The organism is Nitrospiraceae bacterium, assembly GCA_020632595.1.
Taxonomy (GTDB): Bacteria; Nitrospirota; Nitrospiria; order Nitrospirales; family UBA8639; genus Nitrospira_E.
Map to the genome: position 1 here is coordinate 154,515 of JACKFF010000006.1, position 23,389 is coordinate 177,903.

General features: G+C 51.0%; 27 protein-coding genes, 1 tRNA gene and 1 pseudogene. 17 read left to right on the forward strand and 12 right to left on the reverse strand.

The genetic code is table 11. The features are described 5' to 3' along the window. The first annotated feature begins 47 nt into the window (after positions 1-47). The 6 genes from H6750_12735 (at position 48) to waaF (ending at position 5,149) form a co-directional block, all read left to right on the forward strand. The gene (locus H6750_12735; GenBank protein MCB9775171.1) at positions 48-818 is read left to right on the forward strand and encodes a polysaccharide deacetylase family protein; all 771 of its coding nucleotides are present in this window, start codon (positions 48-50) and stop codon (positions 816-818) included. 165 nt (positions 819-983) lie between these two features. After that, the gene (locus tag H6750_12740; protein MCB9775172.1) at positions 984-1,814 is read left to right on the forward strand and encodes a glycosyltransferase family 2 protein; all 831 of its coding nucleotides are present in this window, start codon (positions 984-986) and stop codon (positions 1,812-1,814) included. Between the two features lie 78 nt (positions 1,815-1,892). Further along, positions 1,893-2,996 carry a glycosyltransferase family 4 protein gene (locus H6750_12745; GenBank protein MCB9775173.1) on the forward strand — a complete coding sequence of 368 codons (1,104 nt, stop codon included), beginning with the start codon at positions 1,893-1,895 and terminating at the stop codon, positions 2,994-2,996. 13 nt (positions 2,997-3,009) lie between these two features. After that, on the forward strand, positions 3,010-3,342 hold the full coding sequence (locus tag H6750_12750) for a hypothetical protein (GenBank protein ID MCB9775174.1): 333 nt from the start codon (positions 3,010-3,012) through the stop codon (positions 3,340-3,342). A gap of 110 nt (positions 3,343-3,452) precedes the next feature. Next, a complete protein-coding gene (locus tag H6750_12755) occupies positions 3,453-4,112 on the forward strand; it encodes a hypothetical protein (protein MCB9775175.1) in 660 nt (219 codons plus the stop codon). A 26-nt stretch (positions 4,113-4,138) separates the two neighbouring features. Beyond that, the gene (gene waaF / locus H6750_12760; protein MCB9775176.1) at positions 4,139-5,149 is read left to right on the forward strand and encodes a lipopolysaccharide heptosyltransferase II; all 1,011 of its coding nucleotides are present in this window, start codon (positions 4,139-4,141) and stop codon (positions 5,147-5,149) included. A 263-nt stretch (positions 5,150-5,412) separates the two neighbouring features. Here the strand turns inward: waaF and H6750_12765 are convergent, their stop codons facing one another. The 3 genes from H6750_12765 to H6750_12775 form a co-directional block, all read right to left on the reverse strand. Further along, entirely contained in the window at positions 5,413-6,474 is a 1,062-nt protein-coding gene (locus H6750_12765) for a hypothetical protein (GenBank protein MCB9775177.1), read from the reverse strand. Positions 6,475-6,605: 131 nt separating this feature from the next. After that, positions 6,606-6,696 (reverse strand) — tRNA-Ser (locus tag H6750_12770). 27 nt (positions 6,697-6,723) lie between these two features. Continuing rightward, positions 6,724-6,954, reverse strand: coding sequence for a hypothetical protein (locus H6750_12775; GenBank protein ID MCB9775178.1), 231 nt, complete (start codon positions 6,952-6,954; stop codon positions 6,724-6,726). Positions 6,955-7,006: 52 nt separating this feature from the next. Here H6750_12775 and H6750_12780 point away from each other — a divergent pair, with 52 nt between their 5' ends. From H6750_12780 to H6750_12795, 4 genes are all read left to right on the forward strand, one after another. Next, the gene (locus tag H6750_12780; GenBank protein MCB9775179.1) at positions 7,007-7,354 is read left to right on the forward strand and encodes a hypothetical protein; all 348 of its coding nucleotides are present in this window, start codon (positions 7,007-7,009) and stop codon (positions 7,352-7,354) included. Then, positions 7,315-8,400, forward strand: coding sequence for an RHS domain-containing protein (locus tag H6750_12785; protein MCB9775180.1), 1,086 nt, complete (start codon positions 7,315-7,317; stop codon positions 8,398-8,400). The genes H6750_12780 and H6750_12785 overlap by 40 nt, the downstream gene beginning before the upstream one ends. A 20-nt stretch (positions 8,401-8,420) precedes the next feature. After that, entirely contained in the window at positions 8,421-8,885 is a 465-nt protein-coding gene (locus tag H6750_12790; protein MCB9775181.1) for a hypothetical protein, read from the forward strand. 111 nt (positions 8,886-8,996) lie between these two features. After that, positions 8,997-9,545 (forward strand): hypothetical protein, encoded by a 549-nt coding sequence (locus tag H6750_12795; GenBank protein MCB9775182.1) that lies wholly within the window; start codon positions 8,997-8,999, stop codon positions 9,543-9,545. Here the strand turns inward: H6750_12795 and H6750_12800 are convergent. From H6750_12800 to H6750_12810, 3 genes are all read right to left on the reverse strand, one after another. Beyond that, the gene (locus tag H6750_12800; protein ID MCB9775183.1) at positions 9,508-9,837 is read right to left on the reverse strand and encodes a hypothetical protein; all 330 of its coding nucleotides are present in this window, start codon (positions 9,835-9,837) and stop codon (positions 9,508-9,510) included. The genes H6750_12795 and H6750_12800 overlap by 38 nt on opposite strands. A gap of 137 nt (positions 9,838-9,974) precedes the next feature. Continuing rightward, on the reverse strand, positions 9,975-10,190 hold the full coding sequence (locus tag H6750_12805; GenBank protein MCB9775184.1) for a hypothetical protein: 216 nt from the start codon (positions 10,188-10,190) through the stop codon (positions 9,975-9,977). A 54-nt stretch (positions 10,191-10,244) separates the two neighbouring features. Beyond that, entirely contained in the window at positions 10,245-10,880 is a 636-nt protein-coding gene (locus H6750_12810; GenBank protein MCB9775185.1) for a thioredoxin domain-containing protein, read from the reverse strand. A 272-nt stretch (positions 10,881-11,152) separates the two neighbouring features. Between H6750_12810 and H6750_12815 the strand changes: the two genes are divergently transcribed. Beyond that, a complete protein-coding gene (locus H6750_12815; GenBank protein MCB9775186.1) occupies positions 11,153-11,473 on the forward strand; it encodes a cupin domain-containing protein in 321 nt (106 codons plus the stop codon). Between the two features lie 107 nt (positions 11,474-11,580). Here H6750_12815 and nirK read toward each other — a convergent pair whose 3' ends face one another. Further along, the gene (gene nirK, locus H6750_12820) at positions 11,581-12,573 is read right to left on the reverse strand and encodes a nitrite reductase, copper-containing (GenBank protein MCB9775187.1); all 993 of its coding nucleotides are present in this window, start codon (positions 12,571-12,573) and stop codon (positions 11,581-11,583) included. 243 nt (positions 12,574-12,816) lie between these two features. On the opposite strand from nirK, the pseudogene H6750_12825 reads away from it, so the two are divergent. Beyond that, positions 12,817-13,722 (forward strand): annotated as a pseudogene (locus tag H6750_12825) (IS30 family transposase). Positions 13,723-13,854: 132 nt separating this feature from the next. Here the strand turns inward: H6750_12825 and H6750_12830 are convergent. Further along, entirely contained in the window at positions 13,855-14,628 is a 774-nt protein-coding gene (locus tag H6750_12830; GenBank protein MCB9775188.1) for a transketolase, read from the reverse strand. Positions 14,629-14,809: 181 nt separating this feature from the next. Here H6750_12830 and H6750_12835 point away from each other — a divergent pair, with 181 nt between their 5' ends. Then, complete coding sequence (locus tag H6750_12835; protein ID MCB9775189.1) at positions 14,810-15,004, forward strand: hypothetical protein; 195 nt, start codon at positions 14,810-14,812, stop codon at positions 15,002-15,004. Between the two features lie 125 nt (positions 15,005-15,129). Here H6750_12835 and H6750_12840 read toward each other — a convergent pair whose 3' ends face one another. The 4 genes from H6750_12840 to H6750_12855 are packed head-to-tail and all read right to left on the reverse strand — an operon-like array spanning position 15,130 to position 19,781. Continuing rightward, positions 15,130-16,503 carry a DUF4340 domain-containing protein gene (locus H6750_12840; protein ID MCB9775190.1) on the reverse strand — a complete coding sequence of 458 codons (1,374 nt, stop codon included), beginning with the start codon at positions 16,501-16,503 and terminating at the stop codon, positions 15,130-15,132. Between the two features lies 1 nt (position 16,504). Further along, positions 16,505-18,013 carry a GldG family protein gene (locus tag H6750_12845; protein ID MCB9775191.1) on the reverse strand — a complete coding sequence of 503 codons (1,509 nt, stop codon included), beginning with the start codon at positions 18,011-18,013 and terminating at the stop codon, positions 16,505-16,507. Between the two features lie 5 nt (positions 18,014-18,018). Beyond that, the gene (locus tag H6750_12850) at positions 18,019-18,789 is read right to left on the reverse strand and encodes an ABC transporter permease subunit (GenBank protein ID MCB9775192.1); all 771 of its coding nucleotides are present in this window, start codon (positions 18,787-18,789) and stop codon (positions 18,019-18,021) included. Between the two features lie 26 nt (positions 18,790-18,815). Then, positions 18,816-19,781 (reverse strand): ATP-binding cassette domain-containing protein, encoded by a 966-nt coding sequence (locus H6750_12855; protein ID MCB9775193.1) that lies wholly within the window; start codon positions 19,779-19,781, stop codon positions 18,816-18,818. 244 nt (positions 19,782-20,025) lie between these two features. On the opposite strand from H6750_12855, the gene H6750_12860 reads away from it, so the two are divergent. From H6750_12860 to H6750_12875, 4 genes are all read left to right on the forward strand, one after another. Continuing rightward, on the forward strand, positions 20,026-20,634 hold the full coding sequence (locus tag H6750_12860; GenBank protein ID MCB9775194.1) for an OmpA family protein: 609 nt from the start codon (positions 20,026-20,028) through the stop codon (positions 20,632-20,634). A gap of 187 nt (positions 20,635-20,821) precedes the next feature. After that, on the forward strand, positions 20,822-21,193 hold the full coding sequence (locus H6750_12865) for a hypothetical protein (protein MCB9775195.1): 372 nt from the start codon (positions 20,822-20,824) through the stop codon (positions 21,191-21,193). A 363-nt stretch (positions 21,194-21,556) separates the two neighbouring features. Beyond that, positions 21,557-22,348, forward strand: a complete 792-nt coding sequence (locus H6750_12870) for a YdcF family protein (protein MCB9775196.1) — start codon at positions 21,557-21,559, stop codon at positions 22,346-22,348. 266 nt (positions 22,349-22,614) lie between these two features. Continuing rightward, positions 22,615-22,866, forward strand: a complete 252-nt coding sequence (locus H6750_12875) for a hypothetical protein (GenBank protein MCB9775197.1) — start codon at positions 22,615-22,617, stop codon at positions 22,864-22,866. Positions 22,867-23,389: the final 523 nt, after the last annotated feature.

Here is a 23,389-nt window from a genome sequence, read left to right on the forward strand (position 1 = left end):
GCGCACGTCGGCGAAATTATTTAGTTGAGCTGCAAAGGATTCTAAGCATGGTTTGTCTGACAGGGGATGTCCACCAGCGCTCGTATCGGGGAACCGATACGCCATTTAGCTCTCAAACAGAAGTCGCATTAGCCGGGAAATATTGTGATATTGCCGGGAAATACGGAGTGAAAGTCACGCTGTTTTTTACCGGAAAAGCCTGCCAGGAGGAACCGGAGACAGTGAAAATCCTATCGGCTCTGCCTCATTGTGAAACTGGGGGCCATACCTTTGCGGCTTTTCGAGATCCGTTATCGCGAATATTCAAAAAAGTGTATGGAACGCCATGGGGAACCACAGCGCATCAACTTCGGGATATTCAGAGGACCATTGCCAGCATTCAACAGGTGACGGGCCAACGAATTCAGATATGGCGAAACCATAGTTATATACGAACCGTTGATACGGATCACCTGTTAGAATCCTGTGGAATCCATGTGGTGTCCGATGAGGTCTCCGATTTGAAGATATCCGCCGAATGGGTGCGTCCCGGCTATCGTTCGGTTCCGATGAATGTTCTTCCGGATCACGAACATGTCTTACATGGAAAATATCAACATGGGAAAACCAGGCCGGAGCGCCTTACCCACCGAATGCCTATCACGGATTGGGCCGATCAGGTGAAGTCGAGCATACGGAGTATATGCGAGCAAGGAGGAACAGCGACGGTTCTTGCCCATCCGATGTGCATGGAGGTTGCCGATGGCATGGTGGTGTTTGAGGAGCTTTGTCGATATATCCAGCCGTATGGGACGGTTTGGCTCTCAGAAGTACAGTGAAGGAAACGAGGTGGGAAAATGAAGGATGCCGGTTGAGGAGTGGTGGGGTGGAATACCTGATGCGCAGGAATCGACCAATTGACGATGATGCCAAACCCGGGAATCCGTGCAGGTATAGCTTTCCTTCCTACCCCTAACGGTTATCGATAAAGGATCAATTATCTTATGAAGAACCAGAATAGTCTAGCCCAAAAGAATGTCAGTTCCGTCAAGCGGGAAACCGTTTCTTGTGCCGTGGTGGCATTCAACGAAGAGAAAAACCTTCAGGCCTGTCTGGAAAGTGCAACGTGGATGGATGAAATCGTCGTGGTGGATTCATTCAGTACGGATCACACCATGGATATTGCCAGAACGTTTACGGACAAGATTTTTCAACGCCCCTGGCGAGGGTTTGGGGATCAGAAAAATTATGCGATGGATCAAGCGACTACGGATTGGGTTTTTATTTTGGATTCCGACGAGCGCATTCCTGCCGAACTTCAGGCTGAGATAGAAGCGGTGCTGTCTGCCGGTTCCAAGGATGGACCTGTGGCCTATTATGTTCCCCGTCATAATTATTATTTTGGCTCCCTGGTGTTGAACGCCGGGTGTTATCCTGATTATCAATTGCGTCTGTTCCGCCGGGGAATCGGCCATTTGGATGACGCCGAGCCACACAATAAATTCATCTTTTTGGGAGAGTCGGCCCATCTCTCGTGTCCATTGGTGCACCTCACCAGGCCCACGCTTCACAATTATTTTGAAAAATTTCCAAATTTTACGACCTTGGCCGCTCAAGACCGGGCTAGAACCAAACGCCATGTGCGTGGCACAGACCTCTTTTTTCGCCCGATCTTTACATTTTCAAAATATTATTTCGCTCGAAAGGCTTATCGCGATGGCATGGCGGGGTTTTTAGTCAGCGCTCTGTCCAGTATGTATACCTTTGTGAAATATGCCAAGCTCTGGCATATGAGACAGCTCGAAGTCCAGGAATCTTCTCAGGAAATAATGTAGCGAGCGATGACCCTGGCCAGAATGACAGTCCATGGCGATAAGATATTGTCCCATGATTCAGAACGGTGCAGACACCTGATGCGTGTCGGATTTGATGCCGGGCCCATGCGGTCCGCCTATAGCGGGATTGGACAGTATGTGCGATGCCTCTTCCCGGCCATGTATTCATTTTCTCAAGATATTGAATGGGAAGCCTATGCCTCATCGAGTGGTTCTTCCCAAGCCTTCCCGCTTCATTTTCCGTCGCATGTTTCCCTGAAATGCTCCAAGCCCTCTTGGGGGTTTGGCCGAAGGGAGAAAGATCGCCCCCCGCTCGATATTTTTCATGGGACCAACTTCAAGGCTCCGGATTATGGCCAACGTCACACTATCCTCACGATCCATGATGTCTGGTTGGCACGTTATCCGGAGTATTCGAAAAAATTCTTTGGCCAAGCACTTTCCTCCTGGAAGTTAGGCCTGCGTGCCAGACAGGTCTCTCGTGTGGTGGCGGTCTCCAAATTTTCTTCCCGAGAAATTCAAGAGGTGCTTCATCTCCCGTCCGACCGTATTACGGTGATCCACCACGGGCCATCTCCCGACATGGTTCCTGATCGTGATAAGCAGAAGCTTCAGGAGGTTCGGACTCGATTGCACATTCCTGCCCGTCCGTTTGTGCTGTTTGTGGGGGGAGCTGAACCCCGGAAAAACCATACCGCAGTTTTTAAGGCGTTTGCCCGATCTCCACGACTGGCCTCAGGGTGCGCTCTTGTGGCCATCGGTGAGTTAGCATCACGGGGTGCCAGCCTGATGGTGACGGCCGGGGAGTTGGGGATTATGGATTCGGTCTGTTGTCCCGGATATGTGTCCAGCGAAGATTTACGGCTGCTGTATTCCCATGCGGAAGCTTTCGTGTTTCCCTCCTTCTATGAAGGGTTCGGGATTCCCCTTCTTGATGCGATGGCCTGTGGTGCTCCGATCATTACCGGGACGGGGAGTGCTTTGCCGGAAGTTGCAGGGGATGCCGCTCTCTATGTCGACCCTCTGGATCCGGAGCAACTGGGAGTGGAAATTGAACGGCTGGTGGGTGATCGCGAATTACAAACGCAATTACGCAATAAGGGGTTTGAGCGGGTGAAGCAATTTACATGGGAGCGGGCGGCACAGGACACGCTGAATCTCTATAGGGACGTGTGTGGCTAACCAAAGGTGCGTCATGAAATATGCCACGGATTGGATAACCTCTTGGCCGGTTTGGATGGCATTGATTTCGGTAGGTGTAACAGTAGGGCTTCCTCGCGTTCCGTATTATCAGGAGGGTCTTCCCTATATCTATGCCCTCGGGGGCATGGCCTTAGTGGCTTGGTACATTGGGGTCGGGTTTCTCATTCTTGGACTCTATTTCCTTGTTATGGGATGTGTGAGGGCAGGGTGGTTCCTGAGCAGAAGGCTCCATGCGGTACTCTTGGGAGGCGTGGCCTTGATTCTTGCCGGGGGCTGTCACTGGTTCTATTTGACATTGTTAGAGATGTCAATCCGAGTTACATGAGACCGGGATTTCCTCAAATGCCTCCGGACAAGCCTTCACTCCTTCCGGATACACATCGAAGCCAGCCCCGCCTGTGTTGGAGGAACCTTGCGGAGGCGCTCTTTTTTTGTTTGACGATGACGCTTTGGGCAAAATGGTCTACCAATTTGCCGGGGTGGGGAGATGTCATTGCCTCAGAAAACGGGCCGGTTGAGATGATGAGTGCGGGCGTATGGTTTGTTGCCACGGTGTGGTGCCTGACGGCGGGCCTCAGTCATTCTCACCATCGCATTGAGTGGTTGGGGCTCACGGCTCTCTGTCTTCTTTTTGGGCTGCGGGAATTAGATGCGCATGTCTGGTCGACCGGATGGAATTTAGATAAGGTTGCGAATTATTGGAATCCGGGATTTCCGATTTGGGAACGACTGTTGGTGATTGGGGGTATGATTATTCCCGTCATGGTTATTGGAATAGTCCTCTGTTTTCGAATCTGGTCACGACTGGCGGCAGCCTGGAATAGTCGGGCTCCCTGGATTGGCCAATTGACCCTGGGAGGCATGCTGCTAAGTTTCTGTGTGGTGGTGGATAAAGTGCATGGCTATTATCTTCCATTTCTTGGGTTGGAAGACGCACAGCTCGTCTTCATGGGGCTGGAGGAATTTGGAGAATATGTATTGGGGATTTATACCGTGTCGGTTTTATGGCCTTACTGGCAAGCAACCCTTCCCTTCCATCGGACGGATCCTGAAATGAAGCCCCCTCGGAGTGTATCCCGAACGGTTCCCCTGTAGGATTATTTTTTCAGGATAATCTCGAAGTGACGATTCACGTGAAACGTCTTCTACTTATTAAGCTTCGGTATATCGGGGATGTCGTGTTATCCACCCCTCTGCTTCCCATTCTGCACAAGCGATTTCCCGATGCGTCACTCACCTTTCTGGTGAATCCTGGAACGGAGAGTGTGTTGTTCGGGAATCCCTATCTGGAGACAACCATGGTGTTGCCTCGTGAAGGATGGGGCCCACAATTTGCGTGTTACCAATCGTTGCGTCAGGCTCGTTTCGATGGGGTCGTGGATTTAACGGACGGGGATCGCTCGGCATTGCTGACCTATTGGACCGGTGCCGGGGTCAGGCTGGGGTTTAATCGGGAGAATCGGTGGCGTGGAAAACTGTATACGCATGTGCTGCCATCAGCCTATGGGTCAATGCACATGGTGGACTACCATGCCCAGGCGTTGGCCGCCTTAGGTATCAGTGATCCCGTGGGCAATCCGGAATGGTATCTGCGACCCGAGGACCATGAGCAAGGCGATCAATTGATGGCCTCATTCCAGATCGGGCAGTCGCCATTTGTGCTCCTTCATCCTCCAGCGCGATATGCCAATAAAGCCTGGCCTCTTGAGCGATTTGCGGCCCTGGCCGATTGGCTGGCCGATCATGGAGCGGTCGTGGCCTTGATCGGGCACGAGTCAGAGATGCTGATAGGACACCGGATTGTCAATCTGACCAGGTCCAAACCGCGTAATGTGATGGGACAAACCGGGTTGCGTCAACTGGCGGCAGTGATGAAGCGAAGCGCCTTATTTATTGGAAACGATGGGGGCCCGATGCATATGGCGGCAGCCGTCGGTTGTCCTGTTCTGGGCTTATTCGGTCCCTCTGATCCTTATGTGTGGGGTCCGAGGGGAGAAAAAGTTTCCGTGATTTACAAAGGCCTGGACTGCGAAAAATGTTGTCATGACGCGTGTTCCCGTGGGGAAGAAGGTTGTATGCGGCAAATATCAGTCGAGGAAGTCTGCCGGGCCGCACGCCTGTTCCTGGGTTGAGTGTTCGTGGTCACCCAGGAACTCGAAACTTTTGTGACGGGAGTTGGTGAATATTTCAAGTATGTTGCATTTTCCCATGGGCATATGCGTCACAGAAATCAACCTGAAGACAAGGAGGGAATGTTCAAAAAGGCTTGTCCAGTCCTGTCCTGAGGCCGCTCGAAGGGAAGGCCGCAGCTGCTTGGGCGAGCGGAGCGTACGAGGGAGTACGTGAGCACGGCCAAGCGGCGTGAACGCCGCTGGCAGCCTTTTTCAACATTCCCTTACGGGAAGGCGGGTAGGGGTGCATAAACGAGAGGATGACCAACCAATTCCTCCAGCCATTGTTCCGTGGCCTGATGAGGAAGAGGTCGTTGGTTGAGGCGAATCTCCAGACGAAAGTCACCATTTGTCCCCACCAATCCCACGATGGCCGCCACGTCCTCCCCTTCAGGAAGGAGATAGTCGGTCTGGAATTCTGCCAGGCTGCCATACACACGCCCTTGCGGCTCGAGGAGATGAAGCAACTCAGGCATATCGGACAGGGTGCAGTGAATACTACAGCGATACATGAACCGGGGATTGGGTGCGATGCCAGTGAAATCCAGGAGGGCGGGTTCGGGAAATCCCGTGAGATACACACGCACATGCGCAGGTTTACCCTGGTAGGTTGCAGCCAGTTGACTCGCGGGAACCAAAAACTCAAAAGGATCCGGCGAGTTGAGTTCGAATTGGCAGGGTCCAAACGCATCCGGCCATGAGCAAAAGAGCGGGGTATCCGTTCGGTCCGTCTGCAGCAGCACTCGTGCGCCTTTTTGCGTCACCTCAATCGGAAGATCCAGGATCTGAATGGCCGTCCGAAAGGCGTTTCCCCGGTCCGTGAGCCAGAACCGGTCCCGTGGTTTGGCAAGTGTTTCCCCAGGCGTGATCACGTCGGTGGTATGAACCCTGATCCGAATGAATCCATGGGTATGTCGAAATCCGAGCCACAGCCAGGCCTCCGGCAGGAGTGTTGTCAGCGGCTGGGTTATACGCCAGGGATGCGCGATCGAACAGTATGTGTTCACCGACTGATGCGTTTGAAAGATGGAGTGATAGTGGCCTGCCAAAAGAAAAAAGTCGCCCTGCCAGTTGTCAAGAAGATGTAATAAGGTGACATCCTCGGTGGGCCAGAGCGCGAGGGCCTGGATGCGCTGTGGATGGTCCACCTCCCATTCTTCGATATAGCCGATCATCTCCTTGTCCTCATGGATAGAGGTCAGGCCTAACTGCCTTAATTTGCCCGCCACCGATAAAATGTCGTCGAAGGAGAGCGTCGCCTGGGTTTCCCAACGATGTTCACGCATGGGTCATATTCAGCAAAGCGAAATGCGGGGCAGGTGGATCATTCGGTTCCGACGATACCGGATAGAGGTGGCCGGAGGAAGGGGTGAAGGTTAAGGAACGAAGGCAGATCCGGAAAATTTGAGAAAAAATATGGCGGAGAGGGCGGGATTTGAACCCGCGGTAGGCTTTTGACCTACGACGGTTTAGCAAACCGTTGCCTTCGGCCACTCGGCCACCTCTCCGCGCAAGTGTATGTCAATTGATTGTGACTACTTATAGAGTAACAGCATGGGTAACTTCAAGAGCAGATTGCATCCGGATTGCAGGTGAACCGCTTGTTGGAAAATCCAATCACCAAAGCATGAGCCAATGATTCCCCTCACATACATATCCCGATTCACTGGAATTGTGATCCTACCATGCCCAAACCGTTTTTGGATATATTTTCCACAAGCTTTTTGTAGGATGATATGAGGCGCAGGGATATGCCGTCGGGTCACGGTTATCCTCCTATAAACCATCGGGTAATGGCATGTGCTGGGGACCTACGTCATGATGCCGGGACAGCAGCATCGCGTGGTCTTAGCCAATCAAGTGGGGGGCACGATCGTGGCCGATGTCATCAAGTTTACTGCCGCGGGGTCGGGCACGCCGCGTAGGGCCATGTGGGGTCTGTCGGTGCCGACGACCGGGACGTATGACGTCTATGCCCGGTGGGCGGCCGATGCCGCCAACGCCACCAACGCCTCCTATACCGTGCACTATTCGGGGGGCACGACGGCGGTGCCGATGAATCAGACGCAGAACGGCGGGCAGTGGAATCTGCTGGGCACCTTTACGTTGAATCCCGCGTCAAACCCATGGTGGAATTGTCCGATCAAGCCAATGGGCGGGTGGTAGCCAATGCGGTGCTGGTGGTGCCCAGCGGGGTCATCACCGATCATGTGACCTATACGCCGACGTTGACCACCTCAGGAACGGTAGACATCTATGCGAAATGGACGGAAAATGCCACGCGAGCGCAAGCGGTGACCTACACCGTTCAGCATGCCGGTGGAGCAACTGAGATAATGGTGAATCAGCAACAACCCAGTGCGGGGTGGTTTCGGTTAGGGGCTTTCTCCATGGCGCCTGGACAAAATCATCATGTGGAAGTGTCAGGGGCCTTGGAGGGTGTGACGGTCGCGGATGCGATCCGGTTTGTGTCGGCAGGGACCTCAGCACCAGGCATTCAGTATGTGCATGCCGATCATTTAGGATCACCGCAGAAGATGACCGATGCGACCAAGGCAATCGTTTGGGATGCGGTGTACACGCCGTTTGGGCAAGTGCACTCGATCACCGGCACGGCGACAAATAATCAGCGGTTTCCCGGCCAATACGCCGATGCCGAGACAGGTTATTCGTACAATTACTTCCGTGACTATGACCCCACGACGGGACGGTATGTGCAGAGTGATCCGATTGGGTTGGTTGGTGGCTATAATCGGTATGCCTATGCCTTTGGCAATCCGATCTCGCGGTTTGATTTCTATGGTCTTCGCCCACTTCTTGAGTGTACGAAGGACTTTCTGCAACCGTTTTTCCCCAATCTCGATCTGGATCAAATCGAAGTTTATGATGAAGGAGTACCATTTCCCTTTAACTTAATCCCAGGCATTCATGGTGTATCTCTTGGTAATGATATTTATTTTGATCCTGGATATTATAGTCCCTATTCGGTTGGTGGAACGGGAGACATCGCTCATGAAGTAGCTCACACTGCTCAATGGCAAAGTGATTCAAATTTCGCTTATGATTATCTGCGTGATTTATTTTCATACGGGTATAAGGATAATCCATATGAACAGGAGGCCTGGGGCTATGAAGTAGTGATTGAAGGTCTATTGAATGCGTCAGGAGGTCATCCACCTTGCGAAAAAGATCCTTGTTCTAAGAAAAAATAGAGGAATAAAAAGGAAATGTTATGAGGAGTGTATTTTTTATTGTAGTGGGAATATTTTTTGGGGGATGTGATTCCTATACATCTCCCCACCAACAATTTTTTGAAAAGCCTCCGGATGTTCAAGCGTCCGAAATTCATCATTATCCTCTTGATGAGCAAATAAGTTTGATGATTCTTGGTATGCAGCAGGAACCTCCACAAAATGGCTTAGTTGCTGAAGTGGCCAAAAATGGCGAAGTTGTATTACCCACTCTCCTTCACCGTCTTCCTATTGTAGAGGATGAGCATCAACTTGGTGCCATCTTATATTGTTTATTGGAAATAGACCTCCGGCACTATGAATGGAAGAATGACCCCAAATATGTGCCTCTGTTACAACAAGAATTAGCCAAAATGACAGATTCCGCATTACGTCAGGAAGCCACTCGAGCAGTTCTATCTGGAGCTGCCTCTCACAGCAATTTTGAGAAAAGGCCATCTGACTGACCTGGCGCGGTTGGTTGGAAAAATCCGAGAATTAAGAATCATTTCCTTAACTTGGCGTATCGGGTGTCACCCCTGGGTTTCGATTCCGAGAAAAACTGCCTCGCACAGAAAATGGCATCTGAAACCTTTTCTCGGACTGGGTTTCCTCTGGCCACCTATACGGTGCACTCTGCGGGCGGCGCGACCATTGTGCCAATAAATCAAACGCAGAACGGCGGGCAATGGAATCTCCTCGGCACCTTTACCCTGAACCCTGCCTTAGCCCAAAAAGTGGAATTGTCCGATCAGCCCAATGGCCGGGTGGTAGCCGATGCTGTGATGGTGGTGGCCAGTGGCGTGAGCACCGACCATGTCACCTATACCCCGACGTTGACCACGTCAGGAACGGTGGACATCTATGCCAAATGGACGGAAAGTGCGACGCGCGCGCAGGGCGAGACCCACATCGTTCAGCATGCGGGTGGTCCGAAATCTCAACCAGGCTTTTCGTGGTTGAATCGAAAGCACCTGCCCCACCGAGTATTCTCCCCTTTTTATTTCCCGGCAACTGCAGGCAGTGAACCTTGGAGTCTTATGGTTCTTTGCGAGTGTGGTGCTGACAAGCTACATAGAGGTCGAGAAATTATGTGGAAGCCAATTTCGCCAGTTCGGTGTCGATGAATGTGAGGATTTTTTCGGCATCCTCGATCAGGCCGTCCGTGATGTTGAGTCCGAGAGCGAGATCTTCTTCGTCTAAGGTATCGGCCAACCCGTTATTTTGTAATAAGCTGACATCCCAAAATAATATCCCTGCAGTGGCCTGTTTCCCGTCGATGGTGGCGACCACGTTAATATTATCGCCATGCTCAGTCGGGGTACTGATAAAGGTCGGTTCGGCACCTACTTGCTTCGCTCGTCGAATAAGGTCCATGAATGTTTTTAATCGTTGTAGGCTGGCAGGGTCTGTCCCCATTACTATCTTTCCCCTCTCGAATGAAGGTTCAACTGTTCCACCTCCAGTGTTAGATTTACCGATTCGACGGCAGGCCTGCAAGGAATGAATCGAAGGTGTCGTTCCAAGGCGTAGGTCTTATGAGCCAATATTCGGCATTACGCGGTTCCGTGTTGGCCGGAGGTCGAAGGATCTTGCTGGTTTCGTTTCCGGGCCCGGGTGGCAATGTTTTCCATAAGCCCCGTCAGTTTTTGATATTGCGGGTGATCGGGAGAGAGCGGTTTGCCATTTTCATCGCACATCAGTTCCTGCATCCCTTCGAGCATTGCGGCCATTTCAGGGAAAAGCTCGTCATCCGATTTTTTTCGTCCCATGGTGTCTTTCCTTTGCTGTCGATTCGAAACGGATTGATAAGTTCATGGTTTACATTAAGATTTGCTGTCCTGGTTGAGAATGCTTTCGATCACCGTTTTGAGGTTTTCCGCCGTTAAGTTTGCCACGCGAATGTTTCCATCCAAGAGCACGGTTGGCGTATGAGTGACTTTGATTCGTTCCCCCCACGTCCGGCCTTTCGCTAACGTTTTGAAAGGCTTTCCACTGGCGAGCCCTGCTTCAAATTCCGTCGGATCGAGCCCGATCTCTTTCAGAAGGAGGGCACGCATGGTCTTATCGAAGACTTGAATATCTTTTTCGTGAATGGACTGAAAGAGGAGTTGCTTCATTTCCGGCCCTTTGCCCATGGTGACGGCCTGATTGTACATTTCAAAGGCGGTCGGAAGTTTGCCGGGTATGACGGGAAATCCCACCATTCTAATCTCTAACTTGTCGCCGAATTCCTTTTTCAGTTTCGTTCCGACCACCCGTTCGAACATGTGGCAATGTGAGCAGTAAAAGTCAGCGAATTCGAACAGAATGACCTTGCCGGCTTCATGTTGAGAAGGCTCCCCCTCCATCAGCTCGTATTCGCCCTGTATTTTGCTCAAGGCCACATTGGCCCATCCGAGCAGGCTGATCAGGAGTATTCCTCCAATAATGCGGGAAATTTGCGTCTGTCCTGATTTCATGCGTGATCCTTTCTTGATTTCGATCGTATTTCTGGCCTTTTTCTCTCGAATCGCCGAAGTCTGTTCGGGTAACATGGTAAGCCTTGAGAGACACTCTCACGTTAGCCCATCATATCAGACTGAACCTATGGTCCTTCAAGGTTTCTAAAAAATGAATTCGCCCGGGGGAGGAACGGAATGTGAGGGCTTATTCGGAGTAGGAGATTTTTTGAAGATAATTGGGAGAATGGTGGAGACGGTATCGGCATTGTTCAATAAAGGAGGGCACTGAAGTGAATGTGGTGAATGTTAAAGACTACGGCCAGTTTTCGAAGGAAAAGATGAAGAAGCAGAATGTATTTCAATCATCCAGATTTTTTTGTGATGTGTATGGATTTGAGCCTGGTCAGGAGCAAAAAGGCCATGTGCACGCCGACCAGGACAAAGTCTATCTGGTCTTAGAAGGGGAGGGCACGTTTCGGGTCGGAAGTGAAAGCCGGATCCTCGGCGAAGGGCAGGGGACGATGGCTCCCGCTGGTGAGGAGCATGGCGTGATGAATCATACGACCAACCGGCTTCGAGTGCTGGTCTTTATGGCTCCCAATCCCGGCTAGTGACTGAGAGATTGAAGAGTCTGTGTGAGGTGTTTTGAGAAGAGAGCGGGCCTGGTACGGTATGCACCCAGGCCCGTTTGCTAGAAAGATAGAGTCCCAGGTGGCTGCTAGTAGACTGGATTCATGGGATTAAAGATCGTGAGATTCTCCTTCCCTTCTACGGATAAAATACCTATTGCTCCTTTGGCGACCCGGAAGATGCTGTGATCTACTAACAGGTAAGCCCCGGGGACATCTACTTTGAATTCCACAATGACCGAACCGGCTGAAGGAATCAGGGTGGTTTGCACGTGCTCATTGATGGTTCCGCCAATGGCCCCTTCCACATAGACCTTGTCAAAAATTTCGCCAATGATGTGGAACGACGAAGCGCTATTGGGTCCGATGTTTCCGACAAATAGCCGAATCGTCTCCCCGACCTTGGCTTTCAGTTGCCCATCCCCCATGAGATCCATTAAGGCCCCGGCTTTTCCGTTAAACACCACATGGTCAGGGTGTTCCGCTAACCCTTTTTCCATCGATAATTCCATGACGCCAGGTTCCCCACTCGGCATGGTGAAAAACTCGCTTTGAAACACGGCATATTCATGATTGACAGGCGTGAGGCCGCCGATCGGATCCACGAGAATCAACCCGTACATGCCGTTGGCAATGTGAGCCGGAATATTCGGGACCGGGGATGCACAATGGTAGATATATAAACCGGGAGCCAGGGCTTTAAAGGAAAATACACCCTCATTGCCAGGTGCGGCCAAAGTCGATCCCGCTCCCCCGCCGGGTCCATTGACGGCATGAAAATCCATGTTATGTGGAAATTGGCTATCCGCATGGTTTTTAAGGTGGATCTCCACGGTATCGCCGGCTTGGACCCGGATCATGGGTCCTGGGACGGTGCCATTAAAACTCCAAAATTTGTATTGAATTTCATCTGTCAAATTTCCTACGTACTCTTTCGCTTCGACATTGACCAGAACTCGTGCAGGCTCCTTTCGGGTAATGGGGGCGGGCACGTGTGGCAACGTCGTCAATTGAGCCTGGACGATTGGGATGTCTTTGGCGTGTATAGATGAAACGGTTCCCATGACCAGAGCACCAACCATGGTGGCCAGAGAGATGAGCCGTGCCGGACGACTTGAGTGTATGAACGCTAAGTGAGTCACAGATGCCTCCTCCTTCTAAAAGTAATGGGCAAACGATAAACACGCTCGGTACTTTTCCTGTGTATTCGTTTTTATCTTAGAACTTGAATTCAACTTATAAGTGCAACTCGCATTCTTGGTTAAGTGGGGCAGCTGCGGTAGCATCATGGCTTCACCTCACCGGCCAAAGTAAGAGGAGCACACATGAGAGGCTACACATAGCTAACCCGGGAACAACGGTATCAAATTCAGGCCCTGATGAAAACCGGACAAAACCAAACCCAGATGGCTTCAGTACTGGGCGTGCATAAAACCACGATCAGTCGGGAACTCCGGCGGAACCAAGGCCTCCGCGGGTATCGGCCCCACCAGGCCCATCAGTTTGGGCAAGCCCGGCAGGCGACTCAACGACGTGCTCGCCTCTGCCAGGCCGCCTGGCAGTAGGTGGAAACGTTAGTGCAGCAAGCCTGGAGCCCTGAACAGATCCGCGGTCGCTTGAAGAGCGAACACGGTCGGACCATTAGTCATGAGTGGATTTATCAGTACATCTCTAGGGATAAACAAGCTGGGGGAACGCTTTACTGCTGGCTGCGCTGTCAGAAAGCGCGGCGGAAGCGCTATGGCATGTACAGTCGCCGCGGGCAGATGGCGAACCAAGTCTCCATTGACGAGCGTTCGGCGGTAGTGGCCAATCGCCAGCGAATTGGTGACTGGGAGGGTGATACCGTGATCGGGCATGGCCATCGAGGAGCTCTCGTGACCTTGGTCGAACGCCGCTCGAAGTATACGGTGCTCCAAAGCGTTCCGCACAAGACCGCTGCCGCGGTCCGGGCGGCGGTGACCCAAGGTCTTAGGCCACACAAGGCTTCTGTGCATACGATCACGTATGACAATGGCCGAGAATTTAGTGAGCACGCCGAGATGGCTCGGGCTCTTGACGCCACGATCTACTTTGCTCATCCGTATGCTTCCTGGTAACGGGGAGTGAACGAAAACACCGTCATGAACAGCCTGAATCATCGACCAAAAAAGACCACCCTCGGCTTTCGCACTCCCCATGAGGTATTCATTGACGCCACCAGATCATTAACTGTTGCACTTACGAGTTGAATCCAAGGGTGCTTTTGGCCCGTTGAACCGTGACGGGCGGTGCTATGGAAAGTTGGGGAGAGGAAGACGGTAACGTCTGATTCAATGCGGTCATCGCTTCTCTACTTGTTGCGCATTGAGAGGCTTTCCGTGTCAGTTAGGATGATCCTCGGCGAAAGAAATGCCTTTTCCTTTTAAAGTTTTGGCCAGAATCATGGTTGGCTTCGTGCGGGTCCGAGCGGCTTCTTCAAAGGCTTTGAGGAGTTCTGAGTGGTTGTGCCCATCGACGCAGATGGTATGCCAGCCAAATCCCTCCCATCTGGCCTGGTACTTGGTCAGATTATATTCCAGCATGGTGGGATCCGATTGTCCCAGCCAATTAATGTCCACGATGCCGCACATATTATCTAGTTGAGAATTTCGGTCAATATCAGCGGCCTCCCACACTGACCCTTCGACCGATTCCCCATCGCCTAATAGCACAAAGATTCGAGCTGAAGACTTGTCCAGGTATTTATTATTTAAGGCAATACCGACACCCACTGACAGTCCCTGCCCAAGAGATCCGGTGGCCATGTCCACAAACGATAGGCGAGGAGTGGGATGGCCTTCAAGGTCCGATTCGAGTGTGCGGAGTTTGAGTACTTGTTGGGGATCGAGTAACCCGGCTTCCGCCCAGGCCGCATAGAGCAACGGGGCGGCATGACCCTTGGATAAGATAAAACAATCGTTGTCCGGGTTGCGAGGACTTTTTGGATCAAATCGCATGACCGAGAAAAACAAGGTCGCCATAATATCCGCAGCGGAACAGCAACTGGTCGGATGTCCGCTTCCTGCTTTGGTGGTGGCCCGAATGCTATGGATGCGAAGTTGATCTGCCTTTTGACGCAGGACTTCGGAAAGCTGTGATGAAGCATGGGTGGTCACAGGTGGCTCCTCACTCAAGGGTGTGATCGTGAGATTTGAAGATGCCAGGACGGTATCCGACACCTATAATTCAGTCAATTCCGGCCTGTATGTTGATCGATCCTCCCACTCCGATGTAGGGTATGATGGCTTTACTGTTCCTAAGAAAACCTATCACATGTGATGCTGGAGGCGAACGATTATGAATTGGAGTAATGCCACAACTCAGGTGACTACCGTCTTGTGTTCTGTTTTTTTGATGGGAGCGATGATGGTGGGGTGTTCTTCCACACCAGAACCTCAATCGGACCCGTCAAAAAAAGACATTCAGCAGGATTCCGATCGGTTCTTCAAAAAGATGGGACAGGAAGAAGGCCAACAAGCTCCCGCACGTTAAGAGAGAGCTTGGGGAAGCATGGGGTTTCTGTATGATTGTGACTATCTGTTGCTCTTCTGCTTGCGTAAAAGAAGCAAGTATGCCATTGAAGGCATGAAGCAGCGATGCAGGAGTGAGCAGGAAGTCTATTCGATTGAGCCCGCCTGTCGTATCAACTGGGCTTTGGAGGGTATTTGATCCAGGATCGTCGATCGGACCTGGTATAAACCTGGCAAGCTTGATCCCTTTGCGAAGACTAGGCCTCGTTCTCTCTTTCCCAAAATTAATTGTCCGATGTCCTGTCCCTTGCGATTCATGCCAGAAATCGTGGCGTTGGGTGAAGCCATCCCATCGTCTGTTGAGGGGGAAGTGGAATCGGGGTGGAATATTTCCGCGGGTACGTCCACGATCCGGCTGACAAAAAGTTTCACCACTTCCTGGTTCACCTCTGCTGAAGGGTTGTCCTCTAAGACCCACTCATCGTGTTGATTAATGAGAACATAATGATCCTCTGGCGTGTGGACGGTCAGCATTGCGATATCAGCGACTTCCATACCAAAGAGACGTTTGTCTCGAAAATAAAACATCCCTTGGGTGATGGGTTTTAGGATACCCGGTGGGACCTCATAGAGTGGACCGGAGCCGGACGTGATGGCATAGGCCTTTTCCGGATCATCAAATTGATAGAGTTCCAGATGATGCGTGCGTGCGCCTTCTACCACTTGTATCGTCGCATGAATACGCGCCGGTTGGCCCAGAATCCGTTTCTTTTCTTCCTCGGTGTCAATGAATCCAGTGGCGGCCAGGCCTCCTAAATCCATGAGGAGAGTGCCCACGGCGGTTTTATCTGCGGGGCCTTTCACGGGACTTTGGAACATCCAATTCGGCGTCAAGCTATGGGCTCCTGCCACTCGTGTCATGACCATGGTGGTTGATCCGAGCCGAATGTGAAGCTCCAGGACTCGATCCCGCTCGAAAAACAAGAGGTCTTTGAGCCGGAAGTTCGTGAGGGACTTTTGGGCGAAGGTCATCACATCCAAGGTCGTCAGCACGACCTGATTGTCAGGTTTCGTCTGGACGTACAAGGACGGAGCAAAGGGACCGGCATCCCCTAGAGCCATTTCCTGCGTCTCGGTGGGAGTGGTTAGGGTGAGGGTCAAATACGGGGGCTCTAATCCGTATGCGGACAAATTGCTTGGCCCATCCTCGATATGTCGTTTGATTTTTCCTATCGTCAAGGCTCGTAGTATCCGCCGAATTTCACGCGAATCCGCGGGGGATCGCATGGGTTCGGTCATCATCCACCGCCATTGGTCATCCCGTTCGAGATGGATAGTATACGTGGGGGTGGCCCAGGTGATCTGCGTGATAGCCCGGTCATCAAACGGCAGGATCTGTCGTTCCTGGGTCTCCTGTTTTTCCAGTTGCCGGGATTGTGGAATATCAACGAGGAGGATATAGCCTCCCAAACCCAGAACGACCAGAGCCAGGATGAGCGTTACTCGAACGGGATTGATCATGTTACAGACTTCGCCGCCTTTTCCAAACAGATAGACCGATAAATAAGGTAAGGAGTGGAATGAACAGGACCTGAAAAAATACGAGTGCTTGTTCCTGTGAGGGATTAGGTATGAATGGATGAAAGGCCGGGTCTTTTGGTGTCAGGGAAACTAATGCATCCTCCTGAGCAAGCCAGGCAATCGCTTTTAAGAAAAAATCCGTGTTTCCCGGATAGGTCAGATACCCATTGGTCGCAAATGCGGCATTGCCCACAATGAGGACGGCAGATTGAGCTGTTGGAGACTGGTCGAGCGTTTTGCGGATCAAGAGGCCTGCGACGGTAAAGGGACCCTTGGGGTCTTGCCCCGCAGTGAATTCCGGTTGAAGACTGTTCAGGTCCGTTTCTTCCCAACTTTCCGGAGAGGTTTGCGCTAAGGCGATGTAATCCCAGGTTTTTCCTTGTGCCGTGTCGAAGGTCACTGAGCGGGATACGGGAAACAGGATTGGAGTGGTGAAGTCTTCAGTGATGTCATGTGTGGTAAAGGTCCGAACGAGCAAGGCGGTGGGGCTGCCACGTCCCAAGCGGTCTTGTTCATCAGCCAGGATGCCGGTTCCCACATGAATGCCCCACGGCGTGAAGAGGGGATCCAATGACGTGCCGCTGGCTGGATCATCCATGACCAGTACCCGTCCTCCTTTTTCCAGAAATTGACTTATCCGTTTTTGGTCATCAGAGGTTACGGCTTCTGTGGAGGAGGCCACGATAAGGACTGCCGCTTCGTGAGAAGCTGTGTCTTCCCAATCCACTGTCCCGACCTCATAGCCTTGCTTGGTCAGGGCATCGCCGGCACGAGATAATCCTGACGATTCGGTATCGGATAGACTTTTTTCACCATGGCCCGTGACAAAGGCAATGCGCTTTTTCTTGTCTTGTGTGACACGGAGCAGCGCATTGGTCATGTCGGCTTCAGAAGACCGTTGGAGATAGACCTTTTGGGGACCACTTTCCACGACGACGGTATCGATTCGAGTCACTTGATACTCTTTTGCCTTGTCGGGTTGTCGTTCGGGATCAATGAATGCCAGCGTGATGAGAGGACTCTCCTTTGCGTAGGTCGTCAATAAATCCTGGTAGCCGCCATAGCCCGGACTCCCTTCATGGGTGAAAACCGTCATTTTCACTTCTCTTGGAAGAGTTCGAAGGACTTGATAGGTCTGTCGGCTTAAGGTGAAATTTTGCGTCTCCGAGAAGTCCCATTCCGGCGCATGCTTGGCTGCGAGGAAATTGAGTAAGCCCACGACGACGCCGGCAAGCAGGATCGAAAAGAGGCTGTGTGCGCCGAGTCGGGTAGACCGGGTCCGAGCTAGTGCGGTGAGGCTCCGAAAATGGAAGGCAAAATAGCCCAGAAGGCAGAGTGTTCCCAGGCCGAGCAGGATGGAGGAGAGGCTCCCTCCAGCAGGATAGACCAATGGAAGCCCCAGTCCTACCAGGGCTATTATTGTTCCGGCTATGCCGAGAATTGAAGGCACACGCATTACTTCCATCGGTAGGCGTCAACGGCTTGGTGGGCGGCAAACCACATAAAAGCTATGCCGGAGACGTAATAAAGAATATCTTTGAGGTTGAATAGCCCACGAATCAATCGTTCATAATGTTCGCTAAAAGAGAGATAGGACAGAATGTGTCCGATTGTTGTGTCCCCAATGATGCCTCCTAACGCCCCGAGCATCCAGAGACCTAAGATGCAACCAAAGCTCAAAAAAGCCGCAATAATTTGATTTTCCGTCAATGCCGAGGCAAACAGACCAATAGATATCAGAAGGGCTCCTTGCAGGAACAGGGCGACATACCCAAGATATATTGGTCGCCAATCAAAGGTTGCATAGGCGGAAAGGGTGATCGGGATGAGACTTGTCATTGATAACAGGCCGCTATAGACGATAATTACGCTCATGAATTTTCCAGACACGATTTCATTCACGCCAATGGGAGACGTCAGAAGGAGTTCGAAGGTTCGGAGTTTACGTTCTTCGGCGAACAGACGCATGGTGAGTAATGGGAGAATGATCATGAGGATGAGGTTTATGCTTCGAAAGAGGGGCCTGAACAGCATATCATTGAGATTGAGTTGTGCGTAGGTATTTTGAATTTGCATCAGGCGTATAGCCTGGTTACTCGCATTGGCTGCCGCGGAATAGGCCAACAGGCCTACGATAGCCAAAAAAATGGCCGCAATGACATAGACCACTGGAGACACAAAAGCACTTCGTAATTCTTTGGCAACAATCGTATGAACGGGGGTCATTATGAGAGTAATCCGGGTATAGGAAGTTAGTGTGGCCCGCCAGGCGTGCTGATGCCTGGTCCGCTGGGCGTGTTTGTTTGGGTGAGGACCTTAAACGCATCCTCAAGAGTGAGAGGTTGGGTTTTTAATTCTAGAAGGCCCACATTTCTGGAGACGACTAATTGAGTCAATTCCTCCCGGATATCTCGGCCCATCTGCGTATCCAGAAGATAGGTCTGGGCGGTTGCTCCCTGAGAGACTCGGATGACTCCGGGAATGTGTTGAAGTGCCTCCAACAGGTCCGGATCGAATTGCTTCACGGTTAGACTGAGCGTTTCCGATTCACGGAGTTTGGCCCCTAACTGTTCCGGGGTGTCCACAGCTACAATTCGACCACGGTGAATGATGATGACCCGCTGACAAATAGCGGTTGCTTCCGCCAGGAGATGGGTGCTGAGAATGATGGTGTGGGAACCCGCCAGGCTTTTAATGAGTTCCCGGATCTCAATAATTTGATTCGGGTCTAGGCCTGTGGTTGGTTCGTCCAAAATCAAAACAGGAGGATTGTGCAAAAGGGCCTGTGCCAGACCAACCCGTTGTCGATATCCACGGGATAAATGGCCAATGACTCGTCCCCGCACATCGGCCAGGCCCGTTTGGGTGATGATGGTATCCATCCGTTCGATCAACTGGTCCTCAGAAAGTCGTTTGATTCTTCCCACGAAGGTCAAATATTCAGTGACGGTCAGTTCCAGATACAGAGGAGGAGTTTCAGGGAGATACCCGATATGTTTTTTGACCTCCCAGGGTGTTTCCAGGCAATCAAACCCTGCAATGCGGACGGTTCCCGTGGTTGGGGGCATGAACCCCGTCAAAATGCGCATAGTGGTGGTTTTCCCTGCGCCATTCGGCCCGAGAAATGCCACGATTTCCCCCTTGTTGATGGAAAAAGAGACGTCATCCAACGCGGTTGCGTTCCCGTAGCGTTTCGTCACATGTTGAACGTCAATCATACGGATGCCCAGCGAGTTGTGTCGTGAAATGGTGAGAAAAGCGACTGTAAAATGCAATGGCTCGACAGGAGTCCGATCATACCTATGTGAAAAAAAATCCGTCAAGTTTAAACATGAGGGCAGTGCCGGCTGAGATTGACTCTTTTGATGAAAGTTGTATTATAGCTAGAATTTTACGGATTTTTGAGCTATTCGAGCAAGGGAACTACTACCCTTCCTCGGGAGAGTGGAGTAACAGCCACCATTGAGGAAGTTGTTTCAGGGAAAATATGCGATCCTTGTGCTGTTGGTTGCTATTCTGAGCGGGTGCAGTTCCTGGCATCATGTGTCCATCTTCAGCCATGGTGCCGAGCCGGTTGAGGAGTCTCCCGATTCATCTCCTGCTTTGGTGGTGAGTGCCCCTCCCGTTTCTGTGCCCGAACCGGAACCCTCTCTTCCAATCGTTTCCCAACCTCTCATATCAGAATCTCCGCCGGCTATAGATGATATCAATGCGCAATCTGGCGACCACTCACTTCTTCCCTCGACGTTGGAAGATGTTTTTTTTGACTACGACCAATATTATATACGGAGTGAGGCTGTTCCTATCCTGATGCAGAACGCTGAAGTCCTAAGTCGGCATGCCACTCGTACTGTCCTGATTGAAGGGCATTGTGATGAGCGAGGAACCGAAGAATATAATCTCATTTTGGGTGAGCGCCGTGCGATGGCGGTGAAGAATTACCTTGTGGATTTAGGGGTGAGCGCTTCCTCAATCCGAGTCCTTAGCCTGGGGAAAAACGAACCGTTTTGTTTTCAACCTACTCGTGAATGTTTTCAACAGAATAGACGTGCCCACTTTGTGTTGAAGTAAGACGGTTCAATCTTTCCCAATAGGTGTTTTTGGATTATGTCTTTAGAACTCAAATGAATCCGGTCCATCATGGCCGTCCCTCCTTTTAGGCTATTGTCGGGGTCAATAATCGCGGGATATTTTGGGAGAAAATTTTAAGTCTCTCAACAATATTTTTGCCTTTTTCCTCAAGATGAGGAGGATGTCCATGCGATTTTGGTCCTTTATCATCTGGTTCTTCCTGTTGCTTCCTCCGTCGGCTTTCTCGGAGGTGTGGGATTTTTCCTGTACCGAGGCTGTCTCTCTCTTAAGAGCGGCTCAGGAGCAGGTTGTCCGGAAGCATGACCAACTGCAAGAAGCTAAATTTAGTCTCCGTCATGCTCCAAAGGAATTTGATGGATGCAGGCGGAGCCGTCGTGGATTTCAAGGGGGAGAGATTCATTGTGTAACCCATCAATCTTCCCAAGGGAATCTATTGAGAGATATCCTTGTTGCCCAACGAAGCCTTGATGCCTCTATTCGGGATTTCAAAAAGCACCAAAAAGGTCTGGTCCTCTCCTGCTCGGAGTCTTCTCCTTAACCCGATATTCTTTCTTACCTCGTATTCCATCCTGTGCAGTAGGTGCGCTCTCACAGGTGGGTGCTTTATCAATCCTGCTGCCAAGTTTTTGCCTCCGTTAAAATCCAGGATAGTCAATGCTACATCCCTCACCCCAAGATGGGTGCCTTTTGTTATCGCTTCGCGCTTCCATCTCGTGGAGAGATCATGGCTGTTTTGGCCATCAGGCTTGAAGGTAATGATGCCGGCTCTGTGCCAATCCACCTTTTTGGCCAGAAAGAAGAAAAAAGATGAGAAAGTTCGTATAATCTTCGATCGGCGCCGCGCAATGAAGAGGCGGAGCTTTCCTTATGATCATCATCGACAGGAAGAAAGGACCATTTGGTGGTCAGTCTTAAAAAGATTTTGGCCTCATTTTTTTCTCCTCTCTCTCTCTGCATAGAGGTGATGGCTTGCGGGCTTCTCTTTTTGTGTTTTTCCCGAAAGCAATACCTTGGGAAAATCCTGATTTCCCTGGGATTCATTCTGCTTGTCATCAGCAGTTATGAAGGTGTCTCGGGGCGCATCATTCGTACGTTGGAATCACAATATCCTCCCATTAATCTTTCCCAGGTTCTGACTTCTGGGGGTGCCGGAAATTCGCAAGAATCCGTGAAATGGATTGTTGTCCTTGCCAGCGGCACTACGGGAGATGCCACGTTACCTTATCAGCTTCGAGTGTCTCATCATTCCCGCGTTCGATTAATGGAGGGCATTCGGCTTCATCGCCTGTTACCCGGAAGTAAAATCATTCTGACCGGGGGGACGGGGTTTGAGGGGTCCCCTGAGGCGACCACAATGAGTCGGGTTGCCGAGGAATTAGGCGTCAGCCGGGCAGATATGGTTCTGGAGGTTGAATCCCGTGATACGAAGGATCATCCTCTTTATGTTCGTGATATCATCCACGATGAGCCCTTTATCCTCGTGACAAGTGCTTTCCATATGCCACGTGCCGTCAAATTATTTGAGAAGCAGGGTCTCTTTCCAATTCCGGCCTCCACAGGCCAATGGATTCCTCCCATGCAGTTTTGGTCTTTAGTGAACTTTTTCCCGAGTTCCTCTGGAGTGCGCCTTGCCGAATTGGCCTATCATGAATATATGGGGTTATTAGAGGCCTGGGTTCAAGACCAGATTTAAAGAAGCAGGGGCGAGACACTGAATCTTGACCTTTTAACACGAATCAAAAATCAATTCAGAGAGTTAATGTACCTGTGCAGGGGGCACTATGGGCCTAATTTCTTAGTCCAGGCTGTCCGATAGAGATAGAAAAGAATGCAATCTGGTTGTTTGGTTCACAATATGGGTGGGATTTTGGGGAGATTAGGAACGTAATGATTTGCCACAGATGGGCGGCAGGAGCTCTCATGATATGCCTAAGCGGCTTTTCCCTGGAGGGGTGTAGCATGTGGGAATCGTATTATCATCCGAGCCATGGTTCGATTCGTGCCGATCGTATTTGCCATCCCTATGGGGACTGCCTACAAGGGGAATGGGTTTCCACTGATGGACGAGGTGCGGATCCAATTGAAACCCATTTAGCTTGTGTTGCGCTGGTTTCTGCAGAACAGGGGAATGATTGGAAGAGAGATTCGGTTACTGAGGGATTGGAAATAGGTGAGTGTATGCAACAACAAGGATTTACTCTGAAGCCCTGACAAAACGAGAAAACTTTCTTAAGTCATTTGAAGTAACTGACCGCCCGCTATTCATCTGCACACCCTACTCCTGGGTTCTCCAGGCTGAAGAAAGTCTGTTTTCCGGCTATGCAAGCTTATCTCTCATAGCCATTTGTATCGGTCGCGGTTATGCAAATTGTGGCTTGAAGGGTTTCCTCCGGTTGAAGGCTGAACGAAATTTTTTCTCGAATAGTTCCCCCTCCTTCGGGATTGGTCGCCCTGATCTCTTTATATTTGAGAAATCCTTTTCCTATATCTTGGTAAATGGTAGTCTTGGCAAGATTCGTTAAGGCCTGGCCGTTGGCTTTGGTTGTGGGCTCAATATACGAAATGCTGACAACAGGATTTGATGCCGTAACGGTGATTTTGGCAGACGTAAGGCAATTCGAGGTATCTCTTATTTCAGAAGAGGAAACCTGCTGAGATAGGGGTTGAGACTCCCCTGAAGGAAGGACTGCGTTATTTGGCTCTGGGGATGGATCAGCTTGGGATACGTTTTCGC